Here is a 14,019-nt window from a genome sequence, read left to right as displayed (position 1 = left end):
GCGTTTATGAATAACAAAAATCAACGAATAATCTATCGGAAAGTATTATTAAAATAATACTTTTACTTTTTTCAAAAAATTATATGTGACACAATGTGTCATAATTGCTTGTTATAATGAACCTATAAACAAAAACATGGGGGTCAATTATGAAAACAATTAACGTTAAAACTGACTACGAATTATATAAAGCCATCAATACTGCTGATAATGGCGACACAATTTCCTTAAAACCTGGCGAATATTTTGCAACTCACTCAATATTCTTATCCCTAAAAAAAAGCTTAACTATCAAAGGCCAATACGCCAATGCTAAAGCCACAAAAATCAATGGTGGTCTCTTCTTTGGCAAAAATGTAACTCTGATTCTGGAAAATTTAGTCATGACTTTCGATGATGAAAAAGGCAACACGCTCGCATTGTATGAAGGCGCCAAACTCTACTGTAACAACGTTATTATTGACCGCTCAAACACCTCCTCTTGGGACACCATTTATTGCTCTAATTCTTTTCTTTCTCTCAAAAACTCTGATATCCGTTCTGATCGTCAAAAAACTGCTACCAGTACATCCCTCGAAAATAGTCAATTGATTTCCATTGGCTCAAACATGCATATGCCTAAACTAATCAATTCTACTGCTTACTTGAAAGACTCATTCGTTTCCTATTCACTTATATTGAAAGAAAAATCTAAATTATTCTTCACTGATCTCGCCATTGATTCAACCCAAAATAGTGAATACAGTGATTTCTATGTTTCTGGCGAATCGACTGTCAATGGCGAAAACCTTGATTTTTACAAAGACGAACCCTTTATTGACGTCCTAAATAGTGATTTTGAAGGCAATAACTTCTTTGCTGGAAAAGATAAAGTCCGCTGGCGCTACGATAATGATTCAAATGTTCTTCTTGATGGCAATCAACCATTCAATAATGCTTTATAAAATAAAAACTGCAATCGATAACCTGATTGCAGTTTTTATTTGTCTTAATATTCAAAATTTGATTGTATCTAATATATTTATTCGAAAAACTTAATATTAAATACTTTTACATCCAACTAATACCGATTAACTAGTCGGAAGAGCTGGGAAATATTTGTGTGCCGTGGTAGAGACCGCCCTTTGGCTAGGGCCGTTCCGCACGGCTTGAGAATATTTCCCAGCTCTGGAGACGGCATACCACACATTATTTAGTTAGTCTGTTGTAACAATAACCTGGCCCATTGGACGATCATGTTTCATGATATACTCTTGTGCCGCTTGAATTTCATCAAGTTTGAATACCTTAGCAACTGGAATTGTTAAATGATTGTCATTAATCAACTTAAACATTTCCGTAATAATTTCATCATTAACATCAACACCATCAAACGCTGTGGCATATTTTCCACCAAGACTTTCAAATGGATCAAAGTTCTTCCAGACCCACTCGCCAGCTAGTAAACCGACAGTCGTATAGTAACCGCCACGTTTAACATGTGACAATGAATCGCCAACAACAGAAGCACCGACCATATCCAAAAGTCCATCGTATGATTCATCAGTTTGCAACTTGCCATCTTGATCAATAACAACGTCGTCTGCACCCATATCCAACAACATTTGGCGGCGTTCTTCACGTCTTGTAGTTGAAGTAACTTTGATACCCATAGCTTTTGCCAAAACTAAAGCTGCCATACCAACACCAGTTGTACCACCACGAACTAGCAATGTTTGACCAGCCTTCACCTTAGTAGTCTTCAAAGCACCAAAAGCTGTGTAAAATGTTTCTGGATAGTTGGCAAATTCAGCCCATGAACCATCGAAATCAACTGGATGAATAATGTCGTCGGGAACCAAAGCATATTCTTCCTCGCTACCATCAAAAGCACGACCAAAGCCACCATTAACAACCATGATTTTTTGACCCTTGACTAACTTACTATTTTTAGAAGGTTCTGAAACTTCCCCAACCGCTTCAACACCGATAACTCTAGGAAATTTGACCGATGGTGAACCGCCTTCACGTGTCAAAACTTCATAACGATGTACCGCAAAAGCTTTGATATTGATGACAGATTGATCATCTGTTGCCTTAGGCATTGGGCGTTCCTCAATCTTCAATACTTCTGGTCCACCGGCCTTACTAATAACAACTGCTCTCATATTTAAATATCTCCTCTTTTTAAAAATCAACTTCCAATCTCTATGCTCTTACTATAAACCGTCCCGTTACGTTACAGTCAATACCTAACTCTTTCAAAAAGTTTTTGAAAGCAATCTCACCCCCTAAAATGGTATTCTTAAGGGGAATCGGGATACAAAAAAAGCCGAGCAATCAACTCAGCTTACCCGCTATTTATATATATTCTAAAAGCTCAAAACAATTTCTAATTCAAGATTCAATAATATGGTCAACCCATTCTGTTGGAACAACAAACCGAGTGGAAGCCCTAGATTTGGTCTTTCTCTTTTCGAGTGCTATCTCGAATAGCCTTATAGACCTTCATTCTAGCTACACCAACATCGCGGACATTTTCCACCGCAAACTTCTGCGTAATACTGCCCTTACGGGAAATGTAATGATATAACGGAACATTATCGAGATAAAATTTTCTAGCAACCGTCGCATATTCCACGTTGAAAACTTGATCTTCCATCAAATCAAGATCAGTTTGAAAGCCGAGGTTATTTTCCTCAATAATCGAGCGGACATACGCTTTGTTCCATGTGTAACCCATTACTGTGCCGGTCATTTTAATTATCTGCTTGATAACCTCATCGCGGCCAACGATACTTGTTTGACGTTTAGCAACCTTATTTTTGACCTTGCCATTTTCGTTTTGATTGAAAAATCCGCAAGTGACCATATCGACATCTTCATCATTAAAGATTTTCAAAAAGTGGTCTACATAATCGGGTTCAACCCAATCATCGCCATCAATAAACGTTACTAACTCACCGTTTGCCATTGAAAGTCCCGTATTTCTCGCTGCAGAGACTCCGGAATTCTTGGTATGGCAAACAACAGATATCCAATCATACTTTTTTTCATACAGACGGATTATCTTCTGAGTTTGATCTGTAGAGCAATCGTCCACAATAATTAGATTGAAATTCTGATTAGTTTGAGCAACAACTGAATCAATCGAACTAGAAATGTAATTAGCTACATTATAAGCTGTCATAATAATTGAAAGTTTATTCTTCACCATAAATCACCTTAGTATTATTTTACTTCTAATGACCTAAAATACGCAACGACTCAGGGAGGAGAAAAAATGAAACGCATATTAAATCTCGAAGGTGCCATAAATTTACGTGAACTTGGTGGATATCCCACTAAAGATGGTACGACAATTAAATATAATAAACTCTTACGTTCAGGGGATATAAGTAACTTAACAGGAAAATCTTTAGCCTACCTTAAAAAATATGGTTTAAAGTATGTTGTTGATTTCCGTTCCAACGATGAACAACGCAATTGGGCAGATACGACTTCTGATTTTTACAAAATTTATTCAGACCCAGTTTATCCGCTCAAAGGCAATGGCGACAAGCTAGCTGGCATTATTAATCAAGGCAGTTACAACTATTTGGGCATGATTTATCAAAGCGTGGTTCTCGACGCCCACGGTCAACAAGCATATAAATTATTTTTCGATTTAATGTTGCACAATGATAAACCAGACCAATCATTGCTTTTCCACTGTGCTGCCGGAAAAGATCGGACCGGTATCGGTGCCCTCCTAATTCTCAAAGCCCTTGGGGTCGACGACGAAATTATCACTAAAGATTACCTATTGACTAATTTGATGTACGAAAATGACCAGACGATTGAAGACATTTTGAACGATAAAGATGGCAATCAAGACGTCAATCAAATGAATATGACCAAAGGTGATTTAGAAAGTATCACCTCAGTCTTTAAAGCAATCGAGCATTACTATGGAAGTTTCGAGAATTATTTGGACAAAGCTTTGGACATCGATGCCGATAAACTAGCTCAATTGAAGTCTATTTATACTACGCGTGACGCCAAATGATAATGTGTTAGAAATATTTTTTTGCTTAAGATAGTCGGAAGAGCTGAGAGTATTTATACTGAATAATCAGCAGCTTAATATCCTGTTATATCAAACTAGGTTGGCAATGTTAAATTCAGATTAGTTATAATTAGCTTGCAGGGGAGACGAACCTCACCTCTTACAAATCCAGCCTGTTCTTCCCTGTCATTTCCAGTGTGTAACATTTCCATACCTTAAAGTTTTGACTAATACAAAACCAACAATCGTTTTCCTCATACATCTTCCCAAATGTATGAGGTTTTTTTGCGTCCTCAAAAATAGTATCCTACCTACGTATGGTAATAGTTAAATATGCCGTCTCCAGAGCTGGGAAATATTCTCAAGCTGTGCGGAACGGCTCGAGCCAAAGAGCGGTCTCGAACCTCGGTTTGAAGCCTTGACACAGTTCGTCATGTCTCCAAACACGTCCGGTGGTATAAGTCGGGGAGAAAGCTCCCCGACTTATACCACTACCACGGCACACAAATATTTCCCAGCTCTTCCGACTAATTAATTGTTATTATTTGAATGTAAAAGTATTCAAGCAATTTTAAACTATGAAATATTTGTCATAGGCTATCAATTAGTAACATGCGTAGTATCCTATAATTAATTTAGCTAAAATAATTACCCATAAAGGAAAATCAGGATGAAATTTAAAAAACATGTCGGCTTTTATTTGCGATTCTTTACTTTACTAATCGTTATCGCAGAAATATCAATCAAAAATTTCACCCCGGTCTCGAAGACTTTTTACTTGGTGATTTTGATTCTCACTATTTTTTCAGAGTTTTTATTCTTCGGGCCTTTCAACAAACATCTCGATGAAAAATACTTTGAATATTTTGGTTACTTAACTTTCATTCTGCTAGGAATAATTCAGCTGGCTGATCACCAGACCATACTCATAATTTATTATTATTTTATAGCTGTTTCCGTGGCTGAATATGTCGTTAAACAGAATCCTAGGCCGAAACATATTATTATTATTCTATTTATAATTTACTTTGCGTTTTTCACGGTTCCGCGCTCTCTGGATTTAGATTACAGTTCATGGGTCAGTTATATCCAAGTAATCCTATCCCCTTACACAGTCCAGTTTTGGAGTACTTATCTGATTTCCTATTTATATTTAAATCTGGTCGAAAAGAACCGTGCCATTGATGCCTTGAACAAAGAATTGATGACTAAAGTTGATCAACTGCAAGACTATTCTAGTAAAATTAAGGAACTAACGCTGATTGAAGAACGCCAACGGATTTCCCAAAATTTGCATGACATGTTGGGGCATTCTTTGATTGGACTGCGGCTACATTTGGACGCCTTGAATCAGGTTATCGACAAAGATCCTGTAAAATCACATCAAATTCTCGACAAATCCAAAGGAATCATTGACCACAGTTTGGTTGAATTGCGGGAGACCGTCAACGAACTGAAGGAAACTAAGGAATTAGCTGATCTCGCGACTGCACTGCAAGAATTACAGAGTTCTATTTCGGTGACCGACAAAGTTAAAGTTGACTTGCAGATGTATTTTGACGTCAATAAATTGGATATTTCAGTTAAAGATATGATTTACAAAACTTGTCAGGAATTTATCACTAACAGTATCAAGCACGGTCAAAGCTCCCTAATTACAATTAAATTACGCAAAATTGATGATATTATGACGATGAATCTCAAAAATAATGGTTTAGATGCAAAAAATATTGTCGCCTCAAATGGTATCAATGGCATCAAAGAGCGCGTCAAAAAACTGAATGGTCAGGTCAACTTTGGCGCTAATAAACCAAGTGGTTTCAAGATTGACATAACAATTCCAATTGGAGAAAAAACTAATGATTAAAATGATTATCGCTGATGATCAAGCCATAGTTCGTGAAGGATTAAGCCTTGTTCTAGGTTTTGACGACGAAATAGAAATAGTTTTACAAGCCAAAAACGGTCAAGAAGCAGTCGAATATTTAAAAGATAACGAATGTGACATTGTCCTGATGGATATTAAAATGCCCGTCCTTAATGGTGTTGAGGCTACCAAAATAATCCATCAAGAATATCCCAACGTCAAAATTTTAATTTTAACAACATTCAACGATTACGAATATATTTTCCAAGCCCTAAAAAATGGAGCCAACGGTTACCTACTAAAAGATACCGACGGCAAAGAGTTGATTGCGGACGTCAAAAAAGTCTATAACAACGAGTCAATCATCGGCAGTCAAATCAGTAATAGCCTAGTAGCCGGACTACAAAATAACTCTCAACAAGACATGATTGCATCATTAACTTCCAGGGAACTAGAAATTGCCAGAGCAATCGCCGACGGAAAGAGCAACAAAGAAATCAGCACAATGTTGTTTCTATCCGAAGGAACAGTCAAAAATTACGTCACGAATATCTTTGAGAAACTTCAATTAAGCAATCGAACCGAAGTAGCGTTATTTATGAAGAAGTACGAATAATATCAACTATACATATTGAACTAACACAAAAAACATCTGAGAATAATTCAGGTGTTTTTTTATTTGATCTAAGATACTGAACTTTTCTTTCACTAGAGGTTTCATTCACCACTGCCGAACACGGTAACCAATCATCCACCCCCAAAAAATAGCCTTCGGGTATCAGTAAATTTACCTGCTGTGGAGGTGGTGTTATGGTTTTAGCCATTACACCACGGGGCGAACTTGGAGACTGGCCGAACTGTGGCAAGGCTTCAAGTCGAGGTTCGAGACCGCACTCTGGCTCGAACCGGTCCCCATAGCGGTAAAATTTACTGATACCCGAAGGCGGCAAGCCGCCATATGACTAAAGTCATAATAAACTCATGACCATTCTCAATTACCTTCAAAAAGTAATAATTATATACTTTTAACTGTTGAAAAATTAATAAACATATTTAGCACAAGCAGTAAACTTTAAAAATATTTAAATAAATTTACAATAAAATGCATATGGTGCTAGTTGATAACCTACTACAAATATTTCACAGTTTAAAATTGCTTAAATACTTTTACATTCAATTAATACCGAATAATTAGTCGGAAGAGCTGGGAAATATTTGTGTGCCGTGGTAGTGGTATAAGTACGGGAGGAATCTCCCGTACTTATACCACCGGACGTGTTTGGAGACTTGACGAACTATGTCAAGGCTTCAAACCGAGGCCCGAGACCGCTCTTTGGCTCGAGCCATTCCGCACAGCTTGAGAATATTTCCCAGCTCTGGAGACGGCATACTTAACTAGCACCACATGTAATAAATGCGTATGTATTACAATGCTTGCTAATATGACAGAAGAGGGGTAACTAAATGACCTTACTTGAGTTGAAGAACGTAAAGAAATCATTTATGTTAAATAAACAAGAGTTTCCAGTTCTAAAAGGTATTGATCTAAAACTTGACCGTGGTGAATTTGTTTCGATTCTTGGTGAATCAGGTGGTGGTAAAACTACCTTACTAAACACTATCGGTGGTCTAGATTCTCAATTCCAAGGTGACATTTTTGTTAATGGTCAGTCACTAAAGAAAGGCTCCGACAAAGCCTTAGATAATTATCGTAGTCATACAGTTGGTTTCGTTTTCCAAAGTTTCCATCTAATTAGCCACCTAACTATTTTAGAAAACGTTATGGTGCCTTTGGAAATGTCTTCATTAAATAAATCTCAGAGAACTGACCGTGCCAAGTCCTTACTAGCCAAAGTTGGCCTTTCAGAACATCTCGATAAGCATCCTAATCAATTATCCGGTGGTCAAAAACAACGTGTCGCTATTGCCCGTGCTTTAGCAAATGACCCAGAAATCATTATCGCTGATGAGCCAACCGGAGCTTTGGATTCTGAAAATACTGAAGAAGTATTGAAGATTTTGGATGAAATTGCTAAAGAAGGTAAATTGGTTATTGCCGTTACCCACTCGCAAATCGTTGCTGACTACGGAACTCGAATCGTCCACCTGCAAGATGGTAAAGTCGACTCTGATAAGAAATTACGGGACTCTTACTCAGTTCCTAATGAAACTTCAACTGAAAAGAAAATTACTCACTTGAGTTTTGGCGACACCTTCCGTTTAGCTTGGGAACACATGCGTTACACCAAAGGACGGAATATTTTAATCATCATTGGTGCAGCTATCGGTATTTTCTCCGTTATCTTCATGCTTGGCTTGGGTTCTGGTATCACCAGCTATATCAACGGTGAAATGACTAAGCAAGTCAATCCCAATGCCATTCAAGTAACCAAAAATGTGTCACGTGATAACACTGATCCTAATAGCATCAATGTCAGCAGTTCCGATATTAATCGGTTCAAAAAAATCAAAAATGTTAAAAAAGTTGAAAAAGCTTATTTCACGCAATCACCAAAGGTTAACTACAATAGTAAAAATGTATCCGTCCCTATTTTCCAAACTTGGAACGCAACTGAAAAACCCGATGACATTACTAAAGGTACGAAACCGGGCAATAATCAGATTATATTATTGAAATCTGACGCTCAAAAACTAGATAAGAAAAATTACAAGAATATGGTTGGCAAGACCGTCAAGATGTACGTGACAAGTCTTGATAAGAATAATCAACCAACACAAATTGCTATGAATCTAAAAGTCTCTGGTATCATCAAATCTGGTTCCTCAGCAATTACTTACAACACCTTGGAATCAGCTGCTAAAGATGCCAACGTCGCCTTAAAGCCAAATTTTGCCACTATCACGGTAAATGAGACATTGAACGTTAAAGCAGTTCAAGAAAAGGTTAAGTCATACAAGACAACCATCGATAAGAAGAAACAAAACAGATATGTTATCACTGGTGTCGGTGCAATTATCGATTCACTGAATACTTACTTGAGATTAGCCTTTGACGTACTCGCAGCCATTGCCGGTATTTCACTACTAGTTTCAGCAATCATGATAATCGTGGTACTTTACATCAGCGTTTCCGAACGTACACAAGAAATTGGTATTCTTCGTGCTATCGGTGCCAGAAAGAAAGATATTAGAAATATGTTCATTTCCGAATCATTCTTGATTGGACTTCTGTCAGGCGTCTTTGCTTCAATCATCGCTTGGCTAGTACAGATGGGAACCAATTCCATCGCCCAAAGTGCTTTCAAGGCGACAATCGTGTCAATCTCCCCAGGTAACTTTATCTTCGGTATCGTTATCAGTATTGTCATCAGTTTGTTAGCCGCCCTAGCACCTTCAAGACGTGCCGCAAAACTAGATCCACGTGATTCATTGACAGATGAATAATAAGCAATAAATAAATTAATCCTCTAACAGTTGTTGTTAGGGGATTTTTATTGGTTTATTGCCGCCGAAGATTGTGAGAAATTTCAACCTGCAGTGTGACCGGCTCGAGCCAAAGTGCATTCTCGACCCTCGATTTTGAACCGAGGTCTCAAAATACGTCCTGTGCTGTAAGAGTGGAAAATCACCCCTCTAACACCACTTTCACTGCGGGCAGAATTTCTCACAATCTCCGGCTAAGTTTGTTTTAATAATTTGGGATATTTGAAATTATTCAGATACGATTTAATACCTCTCAAATTTATATATGATCAAAATATTTTAGATGAAATTAAAAGGTAAAATTATATATAAATCTATTTATAGTCCACGCAATATATAATATTGAAATTAGTCGGAAGAGCTGAGAGTATTCATCCGCTGTGGGTGTGGCGTTAGGACGGCCGTTCTTGCCGTTCTTACGCCACCGGGCGAGTTTGGAGACTTACCGATCTGTGGTAAGGCTTCAAACCGAGGTTCGAGACCGCCCTTCGGCTCGGACCGGTCCGCATAGCAGATGAATACTCTCAGCTCTGTAGACGGCCTTCAAAAAGAATTTTAAGCAAAGTTTAGGAAAATTTTGTATAATTGAGTTTCGGATATACAACATGTGACCTTTCTGTGAACTTTCACCTAATGTCTTCCTATAGAAAGAGTTGTCTTGTATACTTGTTTTGTCAACATACTGGAGGAATGCGTATATGTTTTGTCCAAATTGTGGCCACAAAGTAGAACCAGATCAAAAGTTCTGTGATAACTGTGGTTGGGCCCTTAAAAAGAAAAACACTGAAAATACAAATAACGAAAAAGATGATGATTCAGTTCGCTCATTGTCTGAAATTGAAAATGAATTAAATCAAGAAGAACCTACTGAAAAGCCTGCTCCAAAGCCTCATTTACAACAAGCTCCTGCTCAGGAACGTGAATATGGTTCAGTTGATAATCCTAAACCAGCACCTGTTCAACAACCAAAGCCAAAAGCTGTTCGTCCCGATCCAGAGCCTGCTATGAAGACTTATGAAGGATCCAATCGTTCATCTTTCAGCAAGTCGAGTGCATCTGAACCTGTCGATGATAAGACACAGGTTTACAGTAAAAATGATTTCAATCCTATCTCACAAAAGCCTTATAAAGCTGCTGAACACGAGGATACCTTTAAAAAGACTTTTAACGACCCTATCAAGGATCCAATTGGCAATCCCTTTGAACCAACTGAGAGTGAAAAGCGTGCCGCTGAAGCTAAGAGAAAGGCCGAAGCAGTCGACCCTAACGATGGTTTTATACACAATATGATGAAATTTGCGAAAAACAACGTCTATGTCAGTATATTTGCCGTTATCATCACAGCTATTCTTTTAGTAGTTAAGAGAAATTACGGTTATATCGCCTTAGCCATCGTTATTATTCTTTGGTTCTTGCTTTCACAATTACGTCACGGTAATGAAGTCGGCGCTAATAAAGCCCTCAAGCGAGAAACATCTTTGAAAAAAGATTCTAATAATGGCAATTCAAATCCTGCAACAGAGACTTACAACGAGCGTCCTGCTAAGCAAAAGAAGGAACGCCACGATAAATTTGACCGTCCAGCTGATCGTCTTCAACCAAATCACAAGACGACAACACAAAAGATTATTATTTTCTCATCAATCATCGGATTTATCGCCTCAGTTGCTGGTCCATTCTTAGATGGACTTTCACTTTCTGGAACCATCGCCAACGCTGCTAATTACACTGCTAATAACTTGGGTGCACAGCCAACTTGGATCACTAATGGATTCTCAGCTATCCGTTTAATCTGTTTCCTTTCACCAGTCATCGCTTTGATAGCTGGTTGCTTCAGATCACGTGGTAGTATCCGTTTGGTTAGAATCTTTACCTTCCTACCAACAATTCTCTATGCAGCCTTGTACGCTGCTTTGAATGCAGGTTTGGTAAACTCTTCAGCAATCACTGGCCAAGTTGTTATCAATGCTAGCCGTTCATTCGGAATGAGCTTCTACGTATTGTTAGCCACATCAGTTATTTCATTGATTATGGCTTACAGTTTACGTCCTAGAATTAAATAATATTTGCCGTTTCCAGAGCTGAGAGTATTCATCTGCTGCGCGGCACGGTCCGAGCCAAAGTTCGGTCTCGGGCCTCGGTTGAAGCCTTTCCAAAAACCGGAAAGTCTCCAACACGTCCGGTGGTGTAATGTTAAAGTTCTAACGCCACTTTTGCTGCTGATAAATACTCTCAGCTCTTCCAACTAATCTAATTTTTTAAAAAAACTTTAAATCATTTAAAAAGATGCCGTCTTTACTTCGGTGTCTTTTTTTGTTTGCCTAGACATTATGAAGCAACCTATAAAACATAATTAATTAAATATATTTTCCCAATCATTCACTATTATCACTAACTAAACTAGCCGGAGATTTCGAGGAAGAATAGGAGCCAGCAGTGGTTGTGATGTAAGGGCGTTTAGCCCTTATATCACAGGACGAATTTTGAGATTCGCGGTCTATGCGAAGCTCAAAATCGAGGGTCGAGACCGCCCTTTGGCTCGAGCCGGTCCACACAGCAGGATCCTATTCTTCCTCGAAACCGGAGGCGGCAACATAATTTTTATTCATATTTCAACAAATAATTTTACCAATATCTCACTATTTGTTTAAACAATTTTCGATATACTTACATTGCCCAGTATATTGGAGGTGCTCCTATGAAACATCACAAATATACCAAAACAATTATAAAATCATTTTTACTACTATTATTCCCCATCACTTTACTAATGTTTGCGACCACTGCGACCAATCACAAAATTAAAGCTGATGATGAAGAAATTGTTGTTCAACCAAAATTCAAACCGACTAAGTCACCTAAGAAATTCATCGGTATTTGGTTGACTAGTGGTTACAATTTACAGCCTCAAGAAAATTACTACACAACTGTTGAAGATTCCGTGACAATCCGTACCAATACTGGTCGTTCTGTTTGGGCGGCCATCACTGGTGCCCTTGACGGTATCCATTTCCGCTGGTGGAAGACAACTGACGGACTGACTTGGACTGAAGTTGATAAAGATGACAACGGTCAAAAAAAGAATTTTACAGTTACGCCAACTGAGACGGGAACGACTTGGTATCAATTGGATACGCAATACTACACATACCTAACCTGGTATTTAAAAACTCACCTTTATTCCCAAGTCACTGCGGTTCACGCGCTTTCCGAAGCTGTCGATGCCTTGTCGATTGACGTTACTGTTGATGACGATTACCTTTACAACACAAGTGACGAATTATCCAACACTACTTACGCACACGCCAAGCCTAACCCAACTAACGCCACCGGAAATTTGACTTGGTCTATTGATAACCCTGATTTGGCAACGATTGATGAAGACGGGCAAATTACTGCCAATAACAAGGGTAATTCAGGTGTAGTTACTGTAACTGCAACCATCACAAATAAAAATAGTCCCCCTGCCACGGGTTCTCAGAAAGTCGAAATTGGAGGTGGGCTCGATGATCAAACTGTTAAATCAGGTAATAGCGCCACTTTCGATTTGAAAGGTAATACCGGTGGCGACGCTGATGAAGATGACGACGATACAGGTACTATCACGATTGATTGGTACAAATATCTGCCTGGCTCCGATAATAAAGTTAAAGTGGCAACCGGTGAAGATACAACTTACGTTACTGACATTGCGAGCATGGATGACGATGAATCCTATTTTCAAGCTGTCATCACTTTGAAATCGGGTAAAATTACTAAGACCATTACCTCTAACAAAGCTAAGTTAACTGTCATTCCATCTGGAGAACCAGATATTGATATTAACAATACTTTGGACAATGAAACGTATACCGATTCTGAAGATACCGATTTAATCCTCAACAAAGTTATCAACAATGACAATATTACCTATCACGATACTTTGACCAATCAGAGTTCTGAAGGATTGCTGAAAAATGGTTATTATGTAATTCCCATGCGCCAAGGTACCAAAGTTAATTCGGTCATAGTTGGTGGCACTGAATTGACCGAAGATCAGTATGAAATCATCCCTGAAGATGACGACAACTCCGACAATTTGGTCATGAATATTGGCAATATAAATACCAACGGCCAAATTGAAATTGAAGTTAAAACGACCGCTCAAAACATCACCCAACAAGATACTTTCCAATCTACTCCTTACGTTTATGGAACCGATAATGATGGAAACCTTTATCGACGAGAAGCACGCAATGAAGTTATCAACTATATTTCTAACCAGCTTGAAACCAACATTCAAAATATCGATTATGGCACAATCATTTCATATAAAAAGAACATCCTGAAATATCGCCCTGACAAAATCAATAATCCCAATAATATTGTGGATATTTCCGACAATCGACGGAATAAAGATGCCATGAATGTGTATGTTTCACAGCAAGATGAATTCACCCACGAGGCCTCTGGAACTGTGCTGCCAGTGAGCTTACGCTATTATCAAAATGGCTCGTTTCAAAATATTATTAACGATAAAGTACCGGTTTCCTCTTCCCAAATTGGTGATGAGTTAGCATCAATTGCTTGGAATAAAACTGAGGGATTATTGCTACATGTTGACGACAGTCCGATGTTTGCCGGAAAATACAGTACCTCAATTATTTGGCATTTTGAAAATAGTTTATAAATTTTAAAAAAG

The 14,019-nt window shown here is 38.2% G+C and carries 9 protein-coding genes; 7 read left to right on the top strand and 2 right to left on the bottom strand.

The window, feature by feature from the left end:
- Positions 1-149 precede the first annotated feature (149 nt).
- The gene (locus JP39_RS00955; protein ID WP_041501640.1) at positions 150-944 is read left to right on the top strand and encodes a hypothetical protein; all 795 of its coding nucleotides are present in this window, start codon (positions 150-152) and stop codon (positions 942-944) included.
- 252 nt (positions 945-1,196) lie between these two features.
- Here the strand turns inward: JP39_RS00955 and JP39_RS00950 are convergent, their stop codons facing one another.
- Together JP39_RS00950 and JP39_RS00945 are read right to left on the bottom strand one after the other, a co-directional pair.
- Positions 1,197-2,147, bottom strand: coding sequence for a zinc-binding dehydrogenase (locus tag JP39_RS00950; protein WP_041501639.1), 951 nt, complete (start codon positions 2,145-2,147; stop codon positions 1,197-1,199).
- 287 nt (positions 2,148-2,434) lie between these two features.
- Positions 2,435-3,196 (bottom strand): glycosyltransferase family 2 protein, encoded by a 762-nt coding sequence (locus JP39_RS00945; RefSeq protein ID WP_041501638.1) that lies wholly within the window; start codon positions 3,194-3,196, stop codon positions 2,435-2,437.
- A 66-nt stretch (positions 3,197-3,262) separates the two neighbouring features.
- Here JP39_RS00945 and JP39_RS00940 point away from each other — a divergent pair, with 66 nt between their 5' ends.
- The 6 genes from JP39_RS00940 to JP39_RS00915 all read left to right on the top strand — a co-directional run bounded on the left by JP39_RS00940 (position 3,263) and on the right by JP39_RS00915 (position 14,007).
- Complete coding sequence (locus JP39_RS00940) at positions 3,263-4,027, top strand: tyrosine-protein phosphatase (RefSeq protein ID WP_041501637.1); 765 nt, start codon at positions 3,263-3,265, stop codon at positions 4,025-4,027.
- A 670-nt stretch (positions 4,028-4,697) separates the two neighbouring features.
- Complete coding sequence (locus JP39_RS00935) at positions 4,698-5,894, top strand: sensor histidine kinase (protein WP_041501636.1); 1,197 nt, start codon at positions 4,698-4,700, stop codon at positions 5,892-5,894.
- Positions 5,887-6,510 (top strand): response regulator transcription factor, encoded by a 624-nt coding sequence (locus JP39_RS00930; protein ID WP_041501635.1) that lies wholly within the window; start codon positions 5,887-5,889, stop codon positions 6,508-6,510. Before JP39_RS00935 ends, JP39_RS00930 begins: the two co-directional genes overlap by 8 nt.
- Before the next feature lie 848 nt (positions 6,511-7,358).
- Positions 7,359-9,299: an ABC transporter ATP-binding protein/permease gene (locus tag JP39_RS00925; RefSeq protein ID WP_041500971.1), complete on the top strand. Its 1,941-nt coding sequence runs from the start codon at positions 7,359-7,361 to the stop codon at positions 9,297-9,299.
- A 737-nt stretch (positions 9,300-10,036) separates the two neighbouring features.
- Entirely contained in the window at positions 10,037-11,401 is a 1,365-nt protein-coding gene (locus JP39_RS00920; protein ID WP_041500972.1) for a zinc ribbon domain-containing protein, read from the top strand.
- Positions 11,402-12,036: 635 nt separating this feature from the next.
- Positions 12,037-14,007: an Ig-like domain-containing protein gene (locus JP39_RS00915; protein WP_041500973.1), complete on the top strand. Its 1,971-nt coding sequence runs from the start codon at positions 12,037-12,039 to the stop codon at positions 14,005-14,007.
- Positions 14,008-14,019 lie beyond the last annotated feature (12 nt).

Origin of the sequence: Companilactobacillus heilongjiangensis (assembly GCF_000831645.3) — a bacterium.
Taxonomy (GTDB): Bacteria; Bacillota; Bacilli; order Lactobacillales; family Lactobacillaceae; genus Companilactobacillus; species Companilactobacillus heilongjiangensis.
This window is presented reverse-complemented; position numbering and strand designations above follow the sequence as displayed.